The sequence below is a fragment of the Comamonas humi genome (assembly GCF_054782535.1).
In genome coordinates, this window is the sequence record NZ_BAAGSH010000010.1 from 48,760 (window position 1) to 68,949 (window position 20,190).

22 protein-coding genes are annotated in these 20,190 nt (G+C 69.3%); 16 read left to right on the forward strand and 6 right to left on the reverse strand.

The annotated features are described in order from the left end of the window. Positions 1–53: 53 nt before the first annotated feature. From ACYVKR_RS12925 to ACYVKR_RS12975, 11 genes are all read left to right on the forward strand, one after another. Complete coding sequence (locus tag ACYVKR_RS12925) at positions 54–1,037, forward strand: J domain-containing protein (RefSeq protein ID WP_460481319.1); 984 nt, start codon at positions 54–56, stop codon at positions 1,035–1,037. Between the two features lie 2 nt (positions 1,038–1,039). Then, positions 1,040–1,339: a MerR family transcriptional regulator gene (locus ACYVKR_RS12930; RefSeq protein ID WP_460481320.1), complete on the forward strand. Its 300-nt coding sequence runs from the start codon at positions 1,040–1,042 to the stop codon at positions 1,337–1,339. Between the two features lie 76 nt (positions 1,340–1,415). Next, positions 1,416–2,537, forward strand: a complete 1,122-nt coding sequence (gene ribBA / locus ACYVKR_RS12935; RefSeq protein ID WP_460481321.1) for a bifunctional 3,4-dihydroxy-2-butanone-4-phosphate synthase/GTP cyclohydrolase II — start codon at positions 1,416–1,418, stop codon at positions 2,535–2,537. A 7-nt stretch (positions 2,538–2,544) separates the two neighbouring features. Then, positions 2,545–3,006 carry a 6,7-dimethyl-8-ribityllumazine synthase gene (gene ribH, locus ACYVKR_RS12940; RefSeq protein WP_460481322.1) on the forward strand — a complete coding sequence of 154 codons (462 nt, stop codon included), beginning with the start codon at positions 2,545–2,547 and terminating at the stop codon, positions 3,004–3,006. Positions 3,007–3,016: 10 nt separating this feature from the next. Next, a complete protein-coding gene (gene nusB / locus ACYVKR_RS12945) occupies positions 3,017–3,577 on the forward strand; it encodes a transcription antitermination protein NusB (protein WP_460481323.1) in 561 nt (186 codons plus the stop codon). Between the two features lie 50 nt (positions 3,578–3,627). Next, a complete protein-coding gene (locus ACYVKR_RS12950) occupies positions 3,628–4,812 on the forward strand; it encodes a pyridoxal phosphate-dependent aminotransferase (protein ID WP_460481324.1) in 1,185 nt (394 codons plus the stop codon). A 3-nt stretch (positions 4,813–4,815) separates the two neighbouring features. Next, positions 4,816–5,256 (forward strand): tol-pal system-associated acyl-CoA thioesterase, encoded by a 441-nt coding sequence (locus ACYVKR_RS12955; protein ID WP_460481325.1) that lies wholly within the window; start codon positions 4,816–4,818, stop codon positions 5,254–5,256. Beyond that, the gene (tolQ, locus tag ACYVKR_RS12960; protein ID WP_460481326.1) at positions 5,253–5,963 is read left to right on the forward strand and encodes a protein TolQ; all 711 of its coding nucleotides are present in this window, start codon (positions 5,253–5,255) and stop codon (positions 5,961–5,963) included. The genes ACYVKR_RS12955 and tolQ overlap by 4 nt, the downstream gene beginning before the upstream one ends. Positions 5,964–5,974: 11 nt before the next feature. Next, the gene (locus ACYVKR_RS12965; RefSeq protein ID WP_460481327.1) at positions 5,975–6,412 is read left to right on the forward strand and encodes an ExbD/TolR family protein; all 438 of its coding nucleotides are present in this window, start codon (positions 5,975–5,977) and stop codon (positions 6,410–6,412) included. Between the two features lie 13 nt (positions 6,413–6,425). Then, a complete protein-coding gene (gene tolA, locus ACYVKR_RS12970; RefSeq protein ID WP_460481328.1) occupies positions 6,426–7,523 on the forward strand; it encodes an energy transducer TonB in 1,098 nt (365 codons plus the stop codon). Positions 7,524–7,867: 344 nt separating this feature from the next. After that, positions 7,868–9,103 (forward strand): MFS transporter, encoded by a 1,236-nt coding sequence (locus tag ACYVKR_RS12975; protein WP_460481329.1) that lies wholly within the window; start codon positions 7,868–7,870, stop codon positions 9,101–9,103. Positions 9,104–9,106: 3 nt separating this feature from the next. On the opposite strand, the gene egtB is transcribed toward ACYVKR_RS12975, so the two are convergent. The 5 genes from egtB to ACYVKR_RS13000 all read right to left on the reverse strand — a co-directional run bounded on the left by egtB (position 9,107) and on the right by ACYVKR_RS13000 (position 14,261). Then, positions 9,107–10,345 (reverse strand): ergothioneine biosynthesis protein EgtB, encoded by a 1,239-nt coding sequence (gene egtB / locus ACYVKR_RS12980; RefSeq protein WP_460481330.1) that lies wholly within the window; start codon positions 10,343–10,345, stop codon positions 9,107–9,109. Continuing rightward, positions 10,338–11,303, reverse strand: coding sequence for an L-histidine N(alpha)-methyltransferase (egtD, locus tag ACYVKR_RS12985; protein WP_460481331.1), 966 nt, complete (start codon positions 11,301–11,303; stop codon positions 10,338–10,340). Before egtD ends, egtB begins: the two co-directional genes overlap by 8 nt. A gap of 152 nt (positions 11,304–11,455) precedes the next feature. Further along, positions 11,456–12,058, reverse strand: a complete 603-nt coding sequence (locus ACYVKR_RS12990; RefSeq protein ID WP_460481332.1) for an OmpW/AlkL family protein — start codon at positions 12,056–12,058, stop codon at positions 11,456–11,458. A gap of 205 nt (positions 12,059–12,263) precedes the next feature. Further along, positions 12,264–13,277, reverse strand: a complete 1,014-nt coding sequence (locus tag ACYVKR_RS12995) for a DUF808 domain-containing protein (protein ID WP_460481333.1) — start codon at positions 13,275–13,277, stop codon at positions 12,264–12,266. 81 nt (positions 13,278–13,358) lie between these two features. After that, on the reverse strand, positions 13,359–14,261 hold the full coding sequence (locus ACYVKR_RS13000) for a LysR family transcriptional regulator (protein ID WP_460481334.1): 903 nt from the start codon (positions 14,259–14,261) through the stop codon (positions 13,359–13,361). Positions 14,262–14,329: 68 nt separating this feature from the next. Between ACYVKR_RS13000 and ACYVKR_RS13005 the strand changes: the two genes are divergently transcribed. From ACYVKR_RS13005 to ACYVKR_RS13025, 5 genes are all read left to right on the forward strand, one after another. Further along, the gene (locus tag ACYVKR_RS13005; protein ID WP_460481335.1) at positions 14,330–15,199 is read left to right on the forward strand and encodes an HpcH/HpaI aldolase/citrate lyase family protein; all 870 of its coding nucleotides are present in this window, start codon (positions 14,330–14,332) and stop codon (positions 15,197–15,199) included. A gap of 41 nt (positions 15,200–15,240) precedes the next feature. Continuing rightward, positions 15,241–16,227 (forward strand): tripartite tricarboxylate transporter substrate binding protein, encoded by a 987-nt coding sequence (locus ACYVKR_RS13010; RefSeq protein WP_460481336.1) that lies wholly within the window; start codon positions 15,241–15,243, stop codon positions 16,225–16,227. Between the two features lie 66 nt (positions 16,228–16,293). Then, positions 16,294–17,448 carry a CoA transferase gene (locus ACYVKR_RS13015; protein ID WP_460481337.1) on the forward strand — a complete coding sequence of 385 codons (1,155 nt, stop codon included), beginning with the start codon at positions 16,294–16,296 and terminating at the stop codon, positions 17,446–17,448. Then, positions 17,445–18,269: an amidohydrolase family protein gene (locus ACYVKR_RS13020; protein ID WP_460481338.1), complete on the forward strand. Its 825-nt coding sequence runs from the start codon at positions 17,445–17,447 to the stop codon at positions 18,267–18,269. Before ACYVKR_RS13015 ends, ACYVKR_RS13020 begins: the two co-directional genes overlap by 4 nt. Before the next feature lie 16 nt (positions 18,270–18,285). Then, complete coding sequence (locus ACYVKR_RS13025; protein WP_460481339.1) at positions 18,286–19,242, forward strand: tripartite tricarboxylate transporter substrate binding protein; 957 nt, start codon at positions 18,286–18,288, stop codon at positions 19,240–19,242. Here the strand turns inward: ACYVKR_RS13025 and ACYVKR_RS13030 are convergent. Then, on the reverse strand, positions 19,235–20,143 hold the full coding sequence (locus ACYVKR_RS13030; RefSeq protein ID WP_460481340.1) for a LysR family transcriptional regulator: 909 nt from the start codon (positions 20,141–20,143) through the stop codon (positions 19,235–19,237). The genes ACYVKR_RS13025 and ACYVKR_RS13030 overlap by 8 nt on opposite strands. Between the last annotated feature and the right edge of the window lie 47 nt (positions 20,144–20,190).

The following is a 20,190-nucleotide window of genomic DNA, read 5'->3' on the forward strand; positions in this document are numbered from 1 at the left end:
AAGTTGCGGCCGCAGGCACCACGTTTCTTGGATACCCTATCAGGAGCTCTCACATGGACAGCAAGAACTACTACGACATACTGGGGGTGGACAAGCAGGCGTCGGCGGAGGACATCAAGAAGGCCTACCGCAAGCTGGCGCGCAAATACCATCCCGACATCAGCAAGGAAAAGGATGCCTCGGCCCGCATGGCCGCGATCAACGAGGCGAACAACGTCCTGTCCGACACGGACAAGCGCAGCGAATACGACGCCGAGCTGGCGGCGCCGCGCGGCTTTCGCGCCGGCGCCCAGGGCCCGCGCCCGGGCGAAGGCTTCGACCCCGGCGGCGCCGGCTTCACCCGCCACGGCATGGACTCGGATGCCGACTACAGCGAGTTCTTCTCGCAGATGTTCAGCCAGGCCGCACGCTCGCGCCAAGCTGGCGGCCAGCGCGGCGAAGGCCCCGGCCGCATGCCGCCGGTGCGCGGCGACGACCAGCACGCCGCCATCGAACTCGACCTGCAGGACAGCTACCAGGGCGTGGAGCGCGTGCTCACGCTGCATGTCCAGGGCTTCGATGCCCAGGGCGGGCTGCAGATGCAGGAACGCCACCTGCAGGTGAAGATCCCCAAGGGCGTGCGCGCTGGGCAGATGATCCGCCTGGCCGGCCAGGGCGGGCCGGGCTTTGCCGGTGGCGAGGCGGGCGACCTGCTGCTCGAAGTACAGTTCCGCGCCGACCCGCGCTGGCGCGCCGAGGGCAAGGACGTGTACCAACCGCTGCCGGTGGCCCCATGGGAGGCCGCGCTGGGCGGCGCCGTGGAGGTCGCCACGCTGGCCGGCACCTTCGAGGTCAACATCCCCGCCGGCTGGTCGCCCGGGCGCAAGGTGCGCCTCAAGGGCAAGGGCCTGCCGGCCGCCGCGCCGGGCGACCTGTACCTGGAGCTGCAGTTGCACACCCCGCCGGCCACCGACGAGGCCGGTCGTGCCGCCTACCAGGCCTTCGCCCAGGCCTTTGCCGCCTACAACCCACGCCAGAACACGGCTTCAGGAGCCTGACCATGAACCATTTGCTTGCCTCGATAGAACTCCTGGACGAAGCGGCGCTGGACACCCTGGCGCTGGCCCGCGCCTGCCAGCGCGATGCCGACTGGGTGCAGACCCGCGTGACGGAAGGCATCTTCAGCCCCGACGATGGGACGCAGCCGCTGCAGTGGCGCTTCAGCTGCACCACGGTGGTACGGGCGCGCCGCGTGGCGCAGCTCGAGCACATGTTCGACGCCGATCCGCAACTGGCCGCGATGACCGTGGACCTGATGGAGGAAGTGCTGGAGCTGCGCAGGCGGCTGGAGCACCGCTGATGGTCTAAAATTCAGGGTTTTCCCAGAAAGCCGGCCCGAACCGGCCCGGCCTTCCCCGCTCCAACCAAGGCACTCCATGAACACCTCATTGTCGCCAGTCCCGATCTCCCCCGTGGAAGACATCGTGGCGGAATTGCGCGCTGGCCGCATGGTCATCCTGGTCGATGAAGAAGACCGCGAGAACGAAGGCGACCTGGTGCTCGCGTCCGACCACGTCACGCCCGAGGCCATCAACTTCATGGCCAAGTTCGGCCGCGGCCTGATCTGCCTCACGCTCACGCGCGAGCGCTGCGAATACCTGAGGCTGCCCCCGATGGCGGCGCGCAACGGCACCGTCTACAGCACGGCCTTCACCGTCTCCATCGAGGCGGCCACGGGCGTGACCACTGGCATCTCGGCGGCCGACCGCGCCCGCACCGTGCAGGCCGCTGTCGCCCGCAACGCCCAGCCCACCGACCTGGTGCAGCCCGGCCACATCTTCCCGCTGCAGGCCGTCGATGGCGGCGTGCTGATCCGCGCCGGCCACACCGAGGCCGGCTGCGACCTGGCCGGCATGGCCGGCTGCTCGCCCTCGGCCGTGATCTGCGAGATCATGAAGGACGACGGCACCATGGCCCGCCTGCCCGACCTGCAGCTCTTCGCCGCCGAGCACGGGCTGAAGATCGGCACCATCGCCGACCTGATCGAGCACCGCAGCCGCAACGAGTCGCTGGTCGAGCGCGTCAGCTCGCGCCCGCTGCAGACGGCGCACGGCGAATTCACCGCCCACCTCTACCTCGACCGGCCCACGCAGTCGGTGCACATGGCCCTGGTCAAGGGCGCCTGGCAGCCGGACGACGAAGTGCCCGTGCGCGTGCACGAGCCGCTGTCGCTGATGGACCTGCTGGAATCCACCCGCTCCATGCACTCGTGGAGCGTGGACGCCAGCCTGCAGTACCTGCACGAGCAGAACCGCGGCGTGGCCGTGCTGCTCAATTGCGGCGAAAGCGCCGAGCAGCTGCTCAGCCAGTTCGACGGCAAGGCCCGCGCCTCCCAGGCGCCAGAGCGCGGCCGCATGGACCTGCGCACCTATGGCATCGGCGCGCAGATCCTGCGCGACTGCGGCGTACACAAGATGCGCCTGATGGGCCAGCCTCGCCGCATGCCCAGCATGGCCGGCTACGGCCTGGAAATCTCCGGCTACATCCCCAAGGAATGAAACAACCATGCAAAACGCAGAACAAGGCAGCGCAGGCCCGCTGAACGGCTCCGACCTGCACATCGGCATCGTGCAGGCACGCTTCAACGAAAGCATCACCAACGCGCTGGCCGAGGCCTGCGTGGCCGAGCTGCAGGCGCTGGGCGTACAGCCGGGCAACATCCGCCTCGTCAAGGTGCCGGGCGCGCTGGAGGTGGCGGTGGCCCTGCAGGCCATGGCCGAGTCCGACGAGTACGACGCGCTGGTCGCGCTGGGCTGCATCATCCGCGGCGAGACCTACCACTTCGAGCTGGTGGCCAACGAATCCGGTGCCGCCGTGACGCGCGTGGGCCTCGACTGCCAGATCCCGATCGCCAACGCCATCCTGACCACCGAGAACCTCGAGCAGGCCGTGGCCCGCCAGACCGACAAGGGGCGCGACGCCGCCACCGTGGCCGTCGAGATGGCCCTGCTGCTCGAAAACCTATAACTACAAGCACATGACCGAATCCACCAATCCCGCCTCGCGCCCGCCGCGCAAGGGCCTGACCTCCACCGGCGCGCGCAAGGCCGCCTCCAAGTCGGCCCGCAGCCGCTCGCGCGAGTTCGCGCTGCAGGCGCTGTACCAGCACCTGCTCAGCGGCAACGACGCGACCTCGATCGACATGTTCACCCGCGATCTCAGCGGCTTCCACAAGGCCGACGCGGCGCACTACGACGCGCTGCTGCACGGCTGCATTGCCACCGGTGCCGAGCTGGACGCGCTGATCGTGCCGGTGCTCGACCGCCCGCTCGCCGAGATCTCACCCATCGAGCATGTGTGCATGTGGATCGGTGCCTACGAGATGCAGAACTGCCTCGACATCCCCTGGCGCGTCGTGATCAACGAGAGCATCGAGCTGGCCAAGGAATTCGGCGGCACCGATGGCTACAAGTACGTCAACGCCGTGCTCAACGGCCTGGCGCCCAAGCTGCGCAGCGTCGAGGTGCAGTCGGACCGCCGCCCAGCCGATGGCGGCCCCGCCAGCGATGGCCCCGCCGACCCGGCCCCCGCCGCTTGAAAATACTCTGTTTTTGATAGCGCTTTGCGCTCACTGGTATTACGCAATCCATGAAAATCTCCACACGCGCGGACCGGATCGAGCCTTTTTACGTGATGGAAGTGGCCAAGGCGGCCCAGGCTCTGTCCGCGCAGGTGGCGGGCTCAGCCAACCCGATGATCTTCCTGAACATCGGCGAGCCGGATTTCACCGCCCCGCCATTGGTGCAGGAAGCGGCCGCCAAGGCCATCCACGACGGCGCCACGCAGTACACGCCGGCGCTGGGCATCGCCCCGCTGCGCGAGGCGCTGAGCCAGTGGTACGCCGAGCGCTTCGGCGTGCAGGTGCCGGCGCGGCGCATCGTCATTACCGCTGGCGCATCGGCGGCACTGCAGCTGGCCTGCCTGGCGCTCATCAACCCGGGCGACGAGATGCTGATGCCCGACCCGAGCTACCCCTGCAACCGCCACTTCGTGAGCGCTGCCGAGGGCCGGGCCGTGCTGCTGCCCACCACGGCGGCCGAGCGCTACCAGCTCTCGGCCGACAAGGTGCGCAGTGCCTGGAACGAGAAAACGCGTGGCGTTTTGCTGGCCTCGCCGTCCAACCCCACGGGCACCTCGATCGCCCCGCAGGAGCTGCGCGCCATCCACGAGGTGGTGAAGGCCCATGACGGCATCACGCTGATCGACGAGATCTACCTCGGCCTCTCGTACGACGAGGCCTACGGCCAGACGGCGCTGGCCATCGACGACCAGATCATCAGCATCAACAGCTTCAGCAAGTACTTCAACATGACCGGCTGGCGCCTGGGCTGGATGGTCGTGCCCGACGCGCTGGTGCCGGTGGTCGAGCGCCTGGCGCAGAACCTGTTCATCTGCGCCAGTACCGTGTCGCAGCTTGCCGCGCTGGCCTGCTTCGCCCCCCAGAGCATCGCCGAGTACGAGCGCCGCCGCGCCGAGTTCCGCGCCCGGCGCGACTATTTCATCCCCGCGCTGCAGCAGCTCGGCCTCGACGTGCCGGTGTTCCCCGACGGCGCCTTCTACGCCTGGGCCGACTGCCAGCAAGCCGCCGAGCGGCTGGGCGTGCAGGGCAGCTGGGACTTCGCCTATGCGCTGATGGAAAAGGCCCATATCGCCATCACGCCGGGCCGCGACTTCGGCACCGCCGAGACTGCCCGCTTCGTGCGCTTTTCCACCGCCAACTCGATGGCGCAGCTGCAGGAATCGATCCACCGGCTGCAACAGCTGCTGGGCTGACCCATGACCACGGCCGCGCCCTTCAGCCACCCCATCCGCATCTACTGGGAAGACACCGATGCCGGCGGCATCGTCTTCTACGCGAACTACCTCAAGTTCTTCGAGCGCGCGCGCACCGAATGGCTGCGCTCGCTGGGCGTGGAGCAGCAGTCGCTGCGCGAGCAAAGCGGCGGCATCTTCGTGGTGACCGAGGCACGCATCAGATATTTGCAATCGGCGCGGCTCGATGATGAACTTATTGTTACCGCCACGCTCACAGAAAAAGGCCGGGCGTCGTTGACAATACATCAGCAAGCGCTCCTAAAATCAAAGCATTCGCCCGATGGCTCGCAAAGCGGCGCCGCCGTATTGCTGAGCGAAGGCACCATCCGCATCGGCTGGGTCCAGGCCGACACGATGCGCCCCACCCGTATTCCCTCGTCATTGCTAGAAAAGCTCCCATGAATTCCCAAGACATGTCGATCTTCAGCCTGGTGCTGCATGCCAGCTGGGTAGTGCAGCTCGTGATGCTGATTCTGGTCGCCGCCTCGGTGGCCTGCTGGGCCACCATCCTGCGCAAGGTGGGCATGCTCAAGTCGGTGAAGTCCAAGAACGAGGAGTTCGAGCAGGACTTCTGGTCGGGCACCAGCCTCAACGAGCTGTTTGCCGCCGCGTCGGCCAACGCCAAGCACTGCGGCCCGCTCGAGCGCATCTTCGCCAGCGGCATGCGCGAATACCAGAAGCTGCGCGAGCGCAGCATCACCAACCCCGACACCCTGCTCGACGGCACGCGCCGCGCCATGCGCGCCAGCTTCCAGCGCGAGATGGACGAGATCGAGGGCGGCCTGTCGCTGCTGGGCACCATCGGCTCCGTCGCTCCGTACGTGGGCCTGTTCGGCACCGTCTGGGGCGTGATGCACGCTTTCACCGGGTTTGCCAACATGGAACAGATCACGCTCGCCACCGTGGCGCCTGGCATCGCCGAAGCACTGGTGGCCACAGCCATGGGCCTGTTCGCCGCCATTCCCGCGGTGACCGGCTACAACCGCTTCGCCGCCGGCATCGACCGCATCGCCAGCCAGCAGGAGACCTTCATCGAGGAGTTCTCCAACATCGTGCAGCGCAACCTGGGCGCCCACCCGGTCCCCGCGCACGCCCATCCTGCCCACTGAGGAGCCGAGACATGCCATCCTCGGCCTCGCGCGGCAGCCGCAAGCGCCGCAGCTTCAACGAAATCAACATGGTGCCCTTCATCGACGTGATGCTGGTGCTGCTCATCATCTTCATGGTGACCGCGCCCATGCTCACGCCCGGCGCCATCAACGTGCCCAAGGCCGGCAAGAGCGAGCGCCCGCCCACCAAGAACGTGGCCCACGTGCTCATCAAGAAGGACGGCAGCCTCAGCCTCAAGATGGGCAGCGTCGAGCAGCCCATCTCGCTGCAGGAGCTGGGCCGGCAGGCCAAGTCCTGGCAGGATGGCCTGGGCGCCGAGGACAGCGCCGTGCTCATCGTCGCCGACAAGGACCTCAGCTACCAGAAGGTGATGGAGGCCATGGGCGTGCTGCAGGGCGCCAACGTCAAGCGGGTGGCCCTGAACGTAGCAGGCGGCAGCGCCAAGTAGCCCCCAGATATCCATGTCCCCTCGCCAAGAACGCGACCAGTTCGCCCCGCCGGCACCGAAGTCCAGGTTCAAGTCCTGGGCCATCGCGCTGCTGGCCCATTTGCTGGCCGTCATGGCCCTGCTGTGGACGGTGCGCAACCCGCGGGACGCCGACCAGCCCGCGGTGGAGGCCGAGCTGTGGTCGCCCACGCCGCAGCAGGCCGCGCCTACACCGCCGCCCCCGCCTCCGCCGGTGCACCAGCCGCCGCCACCGCCCCCTCCTCCGCCAGCCCCCGCGCCCACGCCGGCCCCTGCGCCGCCCCCGAAGGCGGCCGTGCAGCCGGATGACGACCACGAGGCCGAGATCGCGCTGCAGAAGAAGAAGGAGCGCGAGAAGAAGCAGCGTGAACAGCGCGAGCAGGCCGAACGCGAGCGCCGCGAGGACGACCGCCGTGAAAAGGCCGAACAGGCCGAGCGCGAGAAGCAGGAACGCCTGAAGCAGGACAAGGCCGACAAGGCCGAGAAAGCCAAGGCGGACAAGGAAAAGGCCGCCAAGGAAAAAGCCGCGCAGGAAAAGGCCGAGCAGCAGCGCCTGCAGAAGGAAAAGGCCGAGAAGGAGAAGGCTGAAAAGGCGGAAAAGGAAAAGGCCGAGCAGGACAAGCGCAAGCAGGCCGAGGCCCAAGCCAAGGCCAAGGCGGCTGCCGACGCCAAGGCCAAGGCCGCCGCGGATGCCAAGGAGGCCGATGCCCAGCGCAAGGCCAACCTGGCGCGCATGCAGGCCATGGCCGGCTCGGCCAGTGCAGGCAGCGGCAGCCATGCCGGCGGCGGCTCGCCCGGCGGCTCGGCTGCGGGCAGCGGCGGTCCTTCGGCCGGCTATGCCGGCAAGGTGGTGGCCAAGGTCAAGCCCAACATCACCTTCCCCGACTCCATCGCCGGCAACCCGCGCGCTGTGGTGCGGGTGCGTACCGCGCCGGACGGCACCATCGTCGGCACGCGCATCGTGCAGTCCAGCGGCAACCCGGCCTGGGACAACGCCGTGGTGCGCGCGCTGCAGAAGACCGAGACCCTGCCCAAGGACATCGACGGCCGCGTGCCGCCCGAGTTGGACATCGGCTTCCGTCCCAACGACTGATCCCGCCTGTAAAAAAGATAGCTGGCAGCGCTCATTCCCAGAGCACTTCCAGCTTTTTTCATTGCAAAACCGTATCACAGCAAGCGCTGGCAGCTATTCTTTTTGACGGTGGCTGTCCATCCAGCGGATGCACTATGATGGGCCGCGAAACGCCCCGACTCAGCGACCTCCCACCGGCTCGCTGCCTGCCGGCCCGCACCACCAGGGCCGGCGATGCGTTGAATCCTGTTGAACCCAGCACGGGCAGACCGAGGTTGCACCACCCACCGGGCGGCCTCTCCCGCAATCCCCATGGGCGCTGCCGCCCTTGCCGCAGCGGCGCCGTGCACCAGGACTCAACCGCCATGCCCCCTTCCACGCCACCCGGCTCGCCCGCCACGCCGCGCCTTTCGATCCTGATCTTCCTGTCCGCGCTCGCCGTGCTGCCGCTGAACATGTTCGTGCCGTCGCTGCCGCGCATTGCCGAGGACCTGGACGCCGGTTTCGCGCTGGCCAACCTGGCCGTCGCGGGCTATGCCGTTGCCACCGCCTTCGCGCACCTCGCCGCCGGTGCGCTGTCCGACCGCTTCGGGCGCAGGCCCGTCGCGCTGGCGGCGCTGGCCATCTTCACGCTGGCCTCGCTGGGCTGCGGCCTGGCCGGCAGCATCGGCAGCTTCCTGCTGTTCCGGTGCCTGCAGAGCGTGGTGATTGCCGGGTATGCCGTGTCGCTCGCGGCGATCCGCGACACCTGCGACGAGCGGATGGTGGCGGGCCGCATCGGCTACCTGTCCTCCGCGTGGGCGGTGGCGCCCATGGTCGGCCCGGCGATCGGCGGGGCGCTGGATGCGCACTTCGGCTGGCGTGCCAACTTCTTTGTGTTCGCCGGCCTCGGCGCCGCGGCGTTGTGCCTGGCGGTCTTCGGCCTGCCGGAGACCCACCGGCACCGCAGCAGCACCTTCGCGCGGCAGCTGCGCGGCTATGCCGAGCTGGCCCGTTCGACGCGGTTCTGGGCCTATGCCGCCTGCATGGCCTGCGCGATCGGCACGCTGTATGCCTTTCTCGGCGGCGCGCCCCTGGTGGCGGCGCAGCTCGGCCTGGCATCGGGCACGGTGCTCGGGCTCTACATGGGATTGGTGCCGGCCGGCTTCATGCTCGGCAGCTATGTGGTCGGGCATGCCAGCGGCCGCTGCACGGCCACCGGCTTCATCGTCGCCGGGCGGGCGCTCACCGGCCTGGGACTGCTGCTGGGCCTGGGGCTGGCTGCGCTGGGCGCCACGCACCCCCTCGCCTTCTTCGGACCCTGCATGGCCGTGGGCCTGGGCAACGGCCTGACGATGCCGGCGGCGAACGCCCGGGTGCTGTCGATCCACCCCGGGCTGGCGGGCACGGCATCGGGCCTGGCCTCGGCGCTGACGGTGGCCGGCGCCGGCCTCATCTCGCTGCTCTCGGGCCTGGTCGTCCAGCCGGCACATGCGCACGGGGCCGTGCTGGGCACGATGCTGGTCGCGTCGCTGCTGTCTGGCGCCGCGGCGCTGGGCATCGTCCGTGCGGAAAGGCAGCTGGCTGCAGACGCGGGCGCGCAGGCTCGCCCCACCGCATGAGCGCTACCGGTTCCGCGCCAGCCGCAGCCCCGTCATCTGCCAGCGCGCCGACGCCGGGAAGAAGTTGCGATAGCTGGCGCGCGCGTGGCCGGGTGGCGTGAGGCACGAGCCGCCGCGCAGCACGTACTGGTTGACCATGAACTTGCCGTTGTACTCGCCCACCGCGCCGTCGGCGATGCGAAAGCCCGGGTACGGCGCGTAGGACGACTGGGTCCATTCCCAGACCAGGCCCAGGCCGTCGCCCGCGATGCCGGCGGGGTGCAAGGACTCCTGCCCCGGCTGGCCCGCCATCGCGGCCGCCCAGGCCACTTCCCACTCGGCCTCGGTCGGCAGCCGGGCGCCGGCCCAGCGCGCAAAGGCATCGGCCTCGTAGTACGACAGGTGCGCCACGGGGCGGTTATCGAGGAGCGGCAGCGCGCCGTGCAGGCTGAACTCCTGCCAGCCGGCCGTGGTCTGCTCGGGCTGGCCGGTCCTGCGCCAGTACCAGGGGTGCTCCAGCCGCTGCGCGCAGCACCAGTCCCAGCCCTCGGCCAGCCACCACTGCGGCTGGGCGTAGCCGCCGGCCTCGACGAAGCGCAGGAACTCGGCATTGCTCACCGGCCGGCTGGCGATCTCGCAACCGGCCAGGAACACCGGGTGCCGGGGCCGCTCGTTGTCGAAGGCAAAGCCGGCGCCCGCGTGGCCGATCTCCTGCAGTCCGGGCGCCACCGGCAGCCAAGTCAAGGGAACGGCTTGCGGCACCGGCTCGGGCATGGCATCCAGCGGCTGGTAGGCCGGCCACAGCGGGTGGCACGACAGCAGGTGCTTGATGTCGGTGAGCAGCAGCTCCTGGTGCTGCTGCTCGTGCTGCAGGCCCAGCTCGACCATCTCGGCCAGCGGCAGGGGCAGCTCGCGCGCCAGCAGCGCATGCATGCGCGCATCGATGGCGGTGCGGTAGTCCAGCACCCGCGCCAGCGGCGGCCGCGTGAGCAGGCCGCGCTGCGCGCGCGGATGGCGGTCGCCGACCTGCTGGTAGTACGAGTTGAACAGCACGCGGAAGTCGGGGTCGAACGACAGTTCCTGCCCCAGCACGAAGGTCTCGAAGAACCAGGTGGTGTGCGCCAGGTGCCACTTGGCCGGGCTGGCGTCGGGCATGGACTGCACGCAGGCGTCCTCGGCCGACAGCGGCGCGGCCAGCCGCAGCGTGCGCTGGCGGACGGCGTCGAAGCGTTGGGCGAGTACGGGTGAAGCGAGGTCAGGCATGGGCGTGCACCATGGCAAACCACTGCCGCTCGTCGGTCCAGGCCTGGCAGGCGCCGAAGCCGGCCTCGGCCAGCAGCGCCTGGAACCGCGGCAGCGGGTATTTGTAGCTGTTCTCGGTGTGGATGGTCTCGCCCTCGGCAAAGCGCCGCCCGCCGCCCGGCCAGGCCACGGCCAGCGGCCGGCGCGCGCGCAGGTGCATCTCGATGCGCGAATGGCGGGTGTTGAAGAAGGCGTGGTGGGCCCAGTCGCCCGGGTCGAAATCGCTGCCCAGCAGCGTGTTCACATGGCTGAGCACATTCAGGTTGAAGCGCGCCGTCACGCCCTGGGCATCGTCGTAGGCGGGCTCCAGCCACTGCCGTGGCTTGGGCAGGTCGATGCCGATCAGCAATCCGCCGTCCGGCCCCAGCAGCCCGTGCATGCGCTCCAGCATGGCCAGCGCATCGGCCGGGTCGAAGTTGCCGATGGACGAGCCGGGGTAGAACAGCAGCCGCCCGCGGCGCGCCAAGTCGGGCGGCAGCTGCAGCGGGCCGGTGATGTCGGCCTGCACCGCGCGCGCATCCAGGCCCGGAAACTCGTCGGCCAGCCGGCGCACCGCCTCGCGCAGGAAGTCGCCGGCGATGTCCACGCCCACGAAGTGGCGCGGCCTCAGGCTGCGGCACAGCGCGCGCACCTTCTCGCAGTTGCCGGCGCCCAGCTCGATCAGCACCTCGCAGCCGCGCAGCGCCCGCGCCATGTCCGGCCCGGCGTCGGCGAGGATGGCGGCCTCGGTGCGCGTGGGGTAGTACTCGGGCAGGCGGGTGATCTGCTCGAACAGCTCGCAGCCGCGCGCGTCGTACAGGTACTTGGGCGAAATGCGCGCCTGCGGCTGCTGCAGGCCCTGCAGCAGATCGGCGCGCGCGGCCAGCAGGGCCGGCACCACCACCGCGGGCGGCGCGGCATCGTCAACGGTACGGAGCATGGCTGGCTCTCCTCAACCCACGAAGCCTCCAGCGTAGCAGTCCCCACTGACCTGCGGGTAGGACAGCAGCGCTTCTCCCAGGCACCGGTTTCTCAATGAAATCGGCGTCTGGCGCTTATACAGCAAGCGCCAGCAGCTATTGTTTCAGGAGTTCAGAAGCGCCAACCCAGGCCCACGCCCACCAGCACCGGATCGACCTTGAAGCGGCCGATCCGGCTGCCCGCCGCGCTCACGTCGGTACGGATCTGGACCTTCTTGATATCGACGTTCAGGTACAGATTCTTCGACAGCCGGTAGTCCATGCCGAGCTGCAGCGCGCCGCCCCAGCTGTTGCGGTCCACGTCCACGCCGGCGGGCAGGTTCACATTGGAAAAGCGCGTGTAGTTCAGGCCCGCGCCCACATAGGGCTTGAAGTTGCCGAAGCCGGTGAAGTGGTACTGCGCCAGCAGCGTGGGCGGCAGGTGCTTGAGCGAGCCGATCTTCGCATCGCCGGCGCGCAGATCGTGCTTCTGCGGATAGGTCAACACCAGCTCGGCCGCGAGGTTGGGCGTGAAGAAGTACGAGACGTCGACCTCGGGCATCCACTTGTTGTTGATCGACAGGTCGAGGCCGGTGCTGTCCTTGTTGGCGCTGTCCAGGTGCAGGGCGCGCACGCGCACCATCCACGGGCTGGTGCCGTCGGCGGTCTGGGCCAGGGCCGGGCCGGCGGCAAGGGCGCTGGCAGCGGCTGCAATCGCGATCAGGGTCTTTTTCATCTATTGTTCCTTCAAGAAAGTCGTGGAGCAGCGTGCACTCCATGAACTTGATTGAAGCAAAGCCCCTCCCCCGCGGGTTTGTCCCAGGTCAACCCCTTCCGGCAACCCGCCTATGAAAAAGGCGGACGTTGCCCTGTGACCACGTCCGCCCTGCCGCTGATGCAGCGCAATGCGCCACACCACAGTGAATGCTAGCTATGCTTTTTCAGTGCACCGCCTTACCCGGCCGCAGCTTGTGCCACAGCTCCACGCCCAGCACCACGATGCCGCCAATGATGGCGCCCACCACCACATGCACCAGCACGGGCCCCAGGAAAGCGGCCACGCCGCCCATGGGCACCAGGGTCTGCTCGATCCAGTGTTCGATGGGCCCCATGCCATGCACCAGCAGGCTGCCGCCCACCATGAACATGGCGGCCGTGCCGACGATGGACAGGCCGCGCATCAGCCACGGCGTGGAGGCGATCAGGCCGCGGCCCAGCGCCTGCGCGGCGCTGCTGGCCTTGCGCATCAGCCATTCGCCCACGTCGTCCATGCGCACGATGCAGGCCACCAGGCCGTAGACGAAGACGGTGATGGCCAGCGCCACCGCGACCAGCACGGCGAACTGCTCCGCCAGCGGCTTGGCCGACACCGTGCCCAGCGCAATCGCCATGATCTCGGCCGAGAGGATGAAGTCGGTGCGCACGGCGCCCTTGACCTTGAGCTTCTCGTACTCGACCGGGTCCATCTGCTTCTCGTGCGCGGCGCGCACCGACGACGGCGCCACGCCGCGCTGCTCGGCCTCGCCGGCATCGGCCACCACCTCGGGCACGCCATGCTGGCGGCGCTTGTGCACCAGTTCGAGGATCTTCTCCACGCCCTCGAAGCACAGGAAGGCGCCGCCCAGCATGAGCAGCGGCGTGATCAGCCAGGGCGCGAAGGCGCTGATGAGCAGCGCCGCCGGCACGAGGATGGCCTTGTTCATGAGCGAGCCCTTGGCCACGGCCCAGACCACCGGCAGCTCGCGGTTGGCCTTGACGCCGGTGACCTGCTCGGCATTGAGCGCCAGGTCGTCGCCCAGCACGCCGGCCGTCTTCTGCACGGCCACCTTGGTCTGGGTGGCCACGTCGTCGAGGATCGCGGTGCTCTTGCCCGCCGCGGTCTTGGTCATCAGGGCCACGTCGTCCAGCAGCGCCGCAATATCGTCCAGCAGCATCAAAAGGCCTGCACTCGCCATCGCATCTCCTCCGGTTTGAAATGTCCGCCATCATGCCTGCAATGGATGACGGCCCAGGCCCTGCCCCCGCGTAACCGGGCGTTACCGCGGCGGCGCCTGTGTCCCGCCGCGCTCGGCCACCACGGCGCGGGCACAGTCCACCAGGTGGTGGATCAGCGGCAGCCGGGCCGAGGCGCGCAGCCAGATCACGCCGAAGCGCCGCACTTCCGTCTGCATCTGCGGCAGCGCCAGGCGCACCACGCCCTGGCCGTCGGGCCAGGCCAGTGCGGTGTCGGGCACCAGGGCCACGCCCAGGCCCTTGTCCACCATCATCGCGATCGCCACCAGCGAGCTGAGCTCGAAGCGCTCGTGCGGCACGATCTGCGCCGCGCGCAGGTAGCGCTCCACCATCTGGCCGCCGCCCAGCGTGCGGTCGTAGCGGATCAGCGGCTGGCGGCGCAGCAGCTCGTGCGGATCGATGTGCGCGAGGCGGCGCGGCGCCAGCAGCACCAGCGGCTCCTCGCGCAGCAGCGCCCAGTCGAAGGTCTTGGCCAGCGCGAACGGCGGGTACAGGCACACGGCGGCATCGAGCCGGCCCTGCTGCACGGCCTGGTAGAGCTGGCGCGTGGTGCCCGATTCGAGGAACACCGTCGCATCCGGGCAGCGCGCGACAAAGCCCGAGAGGATGTCGGGCAGCAGGCTGTGCAGCGCGGTGTTGATGGTGCCTATCACCAGTTCGCCCGCCGCGCCAGCGTCGTTCACCAGCGTCTTGGCATTGGCCAGCTCGCGCAGCAGCGCCGGCGCGCTTTGCGCCAGGCGGTGGCCGGCCGGCGTGGGCTGCACGGTACGGCCCGCGCGCGCCAGCAGCGGCGCGCTGAACTCGCGCTCCAGGCTGTGGATCTGCTGCGCGACCGCTGCCGCGGTGATGTTGAGCCGCCGCGCCGCCTCGGCCATGGAGCCGGTCTCGACCACCAGCAGGAAGCTCGTCAGGTAGCTTGTTTCCATAGTTTTTCTATCGTTTGAAGCAATATTAGCTGTGTTTTGCTTTGGTGTTTGCTGTCCACAATCGCTGGATGAGAAGCAAATTGTTCGTTCCCGCCTCCCGCCCCGAGCTGTTCGCCAAGGCCCTGGCCAGCGCGGCCGATGCACTCTCCTTCGACCTGGAAGACGCCGTGGCCGAGCCGCGCAAGGACGAGGCGCGTGCCCTTCTGCGCGGCTTTCTGCAAAGCCCTGAATCGCAAGGCCACGCCAAGACCCTGATCGTGCGCGTGAACGCCATGGACACGCCGCACTTCGCCGCAGACATCGCCGCCGTGGTGCAGCCCGGCCTGCACCTGGTCAACCTGCCCAAGCCCGAGAGCCCCGAGGCCGTGGCCGAGGCTGCGGCCCTGGTTGCCGAGGCCGCCCGCGCCAATGGCGTGCAACAGCCGCCGCGCCTGCTGCTGAACATCGAAACCCCCAAGGCCTTGCGCTGCGCCGCCGCGCTGGCCTGCGCCCACCCGTCGGTGGCCGGCCTGCAGCTGGGCCTAGGCGATTTGTTCGAGCCCTACGGCGTGCACCGCCGCGAGCCCAGCGCGCTGCAGCAAGCGCTGTTCACCATGCGCATGGCGGCCGCCGAGGCCGATGTGTTCGCCTACGACGGCGCCTTTGCCGACATCCGCGATGCCGAGGGCTTTCGCGCCGAGGCCGAGCTGTCGCGCCGCCTGGGCTACCTGGGCAAGAGCTGCATCCACCCCAGCCAGATCGCGCTGGCCAACGCCGTCTACCAGCCCACCGAGGCCGAGATCGCGCAGGCGCTGCGCGTGCTGCAGGCCGCCGATGCGGCCAGCGACGCGGCCGTCGGCGCCTACGTGGTCGACGGAAAGATGGTGGACCGCCCCTTCGTGCTGCGTGCCCAGGCCATCGTGGCCGGCGCGCGCGCTGCCGGCCTGCTGGGCGAGTGAGCGCCAACCGTTTTTTCCATTCCAGACACAGGAGACAAACCATGACGCCAAGCCGTCGCCATTTCGCCATCGCTGCCTGCGCACTTGCCGTGTCCGCAGCGGTCTCGGCACCCGCCCACGCCGCCGACGCGCCCTATCCAGCCAAGCCCATCACCATGGTCGTGCCCTACCCGCCGGGCGGCTCGAACGACGTGTTCGCGCGCCAGGTGGCCAAGGAGCTGGGCGACCTGCTCAAGCAGCCCATCGTGGTGGACAACCGCCCCGGCGCCAGCGGCAACACCGGCACCGCCATGGCGGCCAAGGCCGCGCCGGACGGCTACACGCTGGTGGCGGTGTCGTCGAGCATGACCACCAACGCGGCCGTGCAGACCAAGCTGCCTTTCGACCCGGTCAAGAGCTTCGCGCCGGTCGCCATGTTCGCCAAGGGGCCGTTCGTGGTGGCGGTGAACAACGACTTCCCCGCGAAGACGCCGGCCGACTTGCTGCGCGTGGTCAAGGCCGAGCCCGGCAAATACAACTACGCCACCTCGGGCACCGGCAGCGTGAACCACTTCGCCACCGAGCTGCTGCGCTCCATGGTGCCCGGCTTCGACATCACCCACGTGCCCTACAAGGGCCAGGGCCCGGCGGTGACGGACGTGATCGGCAACCAGGTGCAGCTGATGATCTCGAGCGGCCCGTCCATCCTGCCCATGGTGCGCAACGGCAAGCTGCGCGCCATCGGCATCACCAGCCTCGCGCCCAGCCCGATCGCGCCCGATCTCACGCCCATGGCCACGGTCGTGCCCGGCTACGAGTTCGACCTGTGGTGGGGGCTGCTCGCGCCCGCCGGCACGCCGCCGGCCATCGTCAGCCAGCTCAACCAGGCGGTGAACCAGGTGCTGGCCAAGCCCGAGATCAAGGCCAATTTCCTGCGCGAAGGCGCCATCGCCACGCCGGTCACGCCGGCGCAGTTCGCAGCCACCATCGAGCAGGACGTGAAGCGCTGGCAGGCGCTGGCCAAGGCGCGCAACATCGTGGCCGATTGAGTTATCAAAAACAATAGCTTCTCGCGCTTGATACATAAGCGCCAGCGGCCAATTTCATCCTGAATCATGAGCCAACCATCCATCCAGCGCCAGGGCCCGCGCGGCCCGCTCAGCGGCGTGCGCGTGCTCGACCTCAGCGCCTACATCGCCGGGCCCTACGGCTGCTCTTTGCTGGCCGACCAGGGCGCCGAGGTCGTCAAGATCGAGCCGCCCGTGGGCGACAACCTGCGCAAGTACCCCTCGACGCTGGAGACCGAGAGCCGCGCCTTCGTCGGCGTCAACCGCAGCAAATGGGGCATGGTGCTGGACCTCAAGAACGAGGCCGACCACGCCGCGCTGCTGCGCCTGGTGCGCGAGGCCGACGTGCTGGTGCACAACTTCCGCCCCGGCGTGCCCGAGCGCCTGGGCATAGGCTTCGAGCAGCTCGCCGCGCTGCACCCGCGCCTCATCTACTGCAGCGTGACCGGCTACGGCCAGCAGGGCCCGCTCAAGGCCAAGGCCGGCTACGACCAGGTGCTGCAGACCCTGACCGGCATGTGCGCCATGCAGGGCAAGGCCGGCGGCCCGCCCGAGATCCTCTACGGCTCGGTGGTCGACTACTACGCGGCCGCGCTGGTGGCCGGCGGCGTGGCCTCAGCGCTGTACGAGCGCGAGAAGAGCGGCCTGGGCCAGCATGTGGGCGTGTCGCTGCTGCGCGCCGCGCTCACCATGCAGTCGGCGCGCCTGGTCTGGGCCGAGGGCGAGCCGCGCGAGGTCGGGCGCGACATGCGCTCGGGCGGCATCACCGGCATCCATCCCACCAAGGCGGGGCACCTGTACCTGTCGGCCAACACCCAGCACTTCTGGGCCGCGCTGTGCCACAAGGTGGGCCTGCCCGAGCTGGCCAGCAACGAGCGCTACGACACCGTGCGCAAGCGCGCCCAGCACCATGCCGAGCTGGTGCCCGTGCTGCGCCAGGCCCTGGCCGCGCGCACCGCGCTCGAATGGGAAGCCCTGTTCGGCGAGGAAGTGCCCTGCGCCGCGGCCCGCGCCGTCGAGGACATGTTCGACCACCCCCAGGTGCAGGCCGAGGGGCTGATCGAGCGCTTCGAGCACCCGACGCTGGGCAGCTACCGCGGCTTTGCCGGCCCCATAGACTTCAGCCGCACGCCCGGCCCCGCGCCCTTTGCCGCGCCCACGCTGGGCCAGCACACAGCGGCGCTGAAGGAATCCGGTGCATGAGCCTGGCATCCCCCGCGCTGCCGGCCGGCGCCTGCGATGCGCACCTGCACGTCTTCGATGCGCGCTTTGCGGCCGAGGCGCCGCATGCCATGCAGGCCGGCGCCACCGCGGCCGACTACCTGGCGCTGCGCCAGCGCCTGGGCCTGCAGCGCGCCGTCATCGTGCAGCCGCGCGCGCACGGCACCGACAACCGCGTCACGCTCGACGCCATCCGCGCGCTGGGGCCGCAGCACACGCGCGGCATCGCCGTGCTGCGCCCGGACGTTGACGACGCGCAGCTGCGCGCGCTGCACGACGGCGGCATCCGCGGCATCCGCTTCTCGCTCTACACCGACCGCGACGCGATGGTCAGCCTGGACATGTTGCAGCCGCTGGCCCGCCGCGTGGCCGCGCTGGGCTGGCATGTGCAGTTGCACTGGCGCGCCGACCAGATCGTGGCCCAGCACGCCTTGCTGCAGCGCCTGCCCTGCGCCATCGTCTTCGACCACATGGCGCGCCTGCCCGCTGGCGAAGGCACGCGCCACCCCGCCTTCGGCGTGGTTCGCAGCCTGCTGCAACAGGGCCGTGCCTGGGTCAAGCTCTCGGGCCCCTACCTCAACGGCGGCACCGGCCATCCCGAGGTGGATGCATTGGCCCAGGCCTGGGTGCGCGAGGCCCCCGAGCGCCTGGTCTGGGGCAGCGACTGGCCCCACGTGACCGAAAAGGCTGACCCGCCGGACACCGCCCAGCTGCTGGCCCTGCTGCAGCGCTGGGTGCCCGATGCCGCCACCCGCCAGCAAGTGCTGGTGGACAACGCGGCGCAACTCTATGGATTTCACTGAAACGAGGAGACATGAGATGAAGAAGTTTTGCCTGACGCTGGCCGCACTGGCCCTGGCATGCGGCGCCGCCCAGGCCGCCGGCTACCCCGAACAGACTCTCACCGTGGTCGTGCCCTTCTCGGCCGGCGGCGGCGCAGACAACGCGGCCCGCATCATCGCCCAGGGCCTGAGCCAGGTGGCCGGCCAGAGCGTGGTGATCGACAACCGCGCCGGCGCCAGCGGCTCCATCGGCGCGACCTTCGTGGCCCGCGCCAAGGCCGACGGCTACACCGTGCTGTACGACGCCTCGTCGTTCGCCATCAACCCGGCGCTGCGCAAGCTGCCCTACGATCCGGCCAAGGATTTCATCCCGGTGTCGCAGGCCATCCGCGTGCCCAACATCCTGGTGGCGGCGCCGGCCTCGCCGTACAACAACCTGTCCGACTTCGTGCGCGCCGCCCAGGCCCAGCCCGGCAAGCACACCTATGCCTCCTACGGCCCGGGCAGCCTGGCGCAGATGGCGGGCGAACTGCTGAAGATCGGCGCGAAGATCGATGCCATCCACGTGCCCTACAAGGGCGGCGCGCCGGCCATCGTCGACGTGATGGGCGGCCAGGTGGACGTGTATTTCGCCAACGCGGCGTCGAGCCTGAGCTACGTCAAGGCCGGCAAGCTCAAGGCGCTGGCCGTATCCTCGCGCGAGCGCATGCCCGAGCTGCCCCAGGTGCCCACGGTGCGCGAATCGGGCATCAAGGACTTCGAGGTCGAGGAGTGGAATGGCTTCTTCGTGCCGGCCGGCACGCCGCCCGCCGTGGTCGCGCGGCTGCAGGAGCTGGTGCAGAAGGCCCTGGCCCTGCCCGCCACCAGGAGCGGCCTGGAAAAGCTCGGCCTCACGCCCGTGGGCAGCAATGCGGCGCAGTTCTCCAGCTTCGTCGCGGCCGAGCGCGCCCGCTGGGAGCAGGTGGTGAAGACCAACCACATCACCGTCAACTGAGCGCGGAATCTTCTTGCTGCACCACCTGCTTGGCACATTCCATCAGGCTGTGCGCCCAGCGCAGGCGCGGCGAGGTGCGCTGCCACAGCAGCCCCAGCTCGCGCACCGGCTGTGCGGCGCCCTGGCCCTTGACGGGCGGCAGCGCGAGCTTGCGCAGCTCGCGGCCGCGCACCAGGGTTTCGCCCACATCGGGCACCAGCCCTATGCCCAGGCCCCGCTCCACCATCATCGCCACGGCAACCACCGAATTCAGTTCGAGGCAGACGCTGGGCCGGATGTCGTGGGCCTCGAGGTAGCGCTGCGCCAGCCGGCCGCCCACCAGGGCGCGGTCGTAGCGCACCAGCGGGCGCGTGCGCAGCAGGTCGAGCGGCGGAAGCTGCGCATCCCGGGCCTGGCAGAGCAGCACCAGCGGCTCCTCGCGCAGCGGCGACCAGCAGATGGTCTTGGGCAGCTCGAACGCGGGCTTCAGGCAGATCGCCACGTCCAGTTCGTCCTGCGCCAGCTCGGTGTAGAGCTTGGGCGTGCTATCGACATGGACAGTGACCTGCACGCCGCCATGGAGCCGCAGAAAGCGCTGCAGCACATCGGGCAGAAAGCCGTGCAGCACGGTGTTGAGCGTGCCCAGGCGCAGTTCGCCCTGGTCGGCATCGGAGGCGACCCAGCTGCGCAGCTCGTCGCACTCCTGCACCAAGTGCCGGCCCTTCTCGAACAGCCGCTCCCCCGCCGCCGTGGGCCGCACGCGCCGGCCATGGCGTACCAGCAGCGCCGCGCCCAGCTCGCGCTCCAGCGTGCGCATCTGCTGGGCGATGGCGGCAGGGCTCAGGTCCAGCTCGCGCGCCGCGTCGGACATCGAGCCCAGCTTCACGACTTTCAAGAAATTGTGCAGGTAACGTGTCTCCATTCAACACATTTTCTTCAAATTGAAGATAGGCATGCCAGCGGCACCGG

Coding starts and splice junctions, on each gene's coding strand:
- ACYVKR_RS12925 (WP_460481319.1), top strand. CDS start 54: ATGGACAGCAAGAACTACTACGACATACTGGGGGTGGACAAGCAGGCG.
- ACYVKR_RS12930 (WP_460481320.1), top strand. CDS start 1,040: ATGAACCATTTGCTTGCCTCGATAGAACTCCTGGACGAAGCGGCGCTG.
- ribBA (WP_460481321.1), top strand. CDS start 1,416: ATGAACACCTCATTGTCGCCAGTCCCGATCTCCCCCGTGGAAGACATC.
- ribH (WP_460481322.1), top strand. CDS start 2,545: ATGCAAAACGCAGAACAAGGCAGCGCAGGCCCGCTGAACGGCTCCGAC.
- nusB (WP_460481323.1), top strand. CDS start 3,017: ATGACCGAATCCACCAATCCCGCCTCGCGCCCGCCGCGCAAGGGCCTG.
- ACYVKR_RS12950 (WP_460481324.1), top strand. CDS start 3,628: ATGAAAATCTCCACACGCGCGGACCGGATCGAGCCTTTTTACGTGATG.
- ACYVKR_RS12955 (WP_460481325.1), top strand. CDS start 4,816: ATGACCACGGCCGCGCCCTTCAGCCACCCCATCCGCATCTACTGGGAA.
- tolQ (WP_460481326.1), top strand. CDS start 5,253: ATGAATTCCCAAGACATGTCGATCTTCAGCCTGGTGCTGCATGCCAGC.
- ACYVKR_RS12965 (WP_460481327.1), top strand. CDS start 5,975: ATGCCATCCTCGGCCTCGCGCGGCAGCCGCAAGCGCCGCAGCTTCAAC.
- tolA (WP_460481328.1), top strand. CDS start 6,426: ATGTCCCCTCGCCAAGAACGCGACCAGTTCGCCCCGCCGGCACCGAAG.
- ACYVKR_RS12975 (WP_460481329.1), top strand. CDS start 7,868: ATGCCCCCTTCCACGCCACCCGGCTCGCCCGCCACGCCGCGCCTTTCG.
- egtB (WP_460481330.1), bottom strand. CDS start 10,345: ATGCCTGACCTCGCTTCACCCGTACTCGCCCAACGCTTCGACGCCGTC.
- egtD (WP_460481331.1), bottom strand. CDS start 11,303: ATGCTCCGTACCGTTGACGATGCCGCGCCGCCCGCGGTGGTGGTGCCG.
- ACYVKR_RS12990 (WP_460481332.1), bottom strand. CDS start 12,058: ATGAAAAAGACCCTGATCGCGATTGCAGCCGCTGCCAGCGCCCTTGCC.
- ACYVKR_RS12995 (WP_460481333.1), bottom strand. CDS start 13,277: ATGGCGAGTGCAGGCCTTTTGATGCTGCTGGACGATATTGCGGCGCTG.
- ACYVKR_RS13000 (WP_460481334.1), bottom strand. CDS start 14,261: ATGGAAACAAGCTACCTGACGAGCTTCCTGCTGGTGGTCGAGACCGGC.
- ACYVKR_RS13005 (WP_460481335.1), top strand. CDS start 14,330: ATGAGAAGCAAATTGTTCGTTCCCGCCTCCCGCCCCGAGCTGTTCGCC.
- ACYVKR_RS13010 (WP_460481336.1), top strand. CDS start 15,241: ATGACGCCAAGCCGTCGCCATTTCGCCATCGCTGCCTGCGCACTTGCC.
- ACYVKR_RS13015 (WP_460481337.1), top strand. CDS start 16,294: ATGAGCCAACCATCCATCCAGCGCCAGGGCCCGCGCGGCCCGCTCAGC.
- ACYVKR_RS13020 (WP_460481338.1), top strand. CDS start 17,445: ATGAGCCTGGCATCCCCCGCGCTGCCGGCCGGCGCCTGCGATGCGCAC.
- ACYVKR_RS13025 (WP_460481339.1), top strand. CDS start 18,286: ATGAAGAAGTTTTGCCTGACGCTGGCCGCACTGGCCCTGGCATGCGGC.
- ACYVKR_RS13030 (WP_460481340.1), bottom strand. CDS start 20,143: ATGGAGACACGTTACCTGCACAATTTCTTGAAAGTCGTGAAGCTGGGC.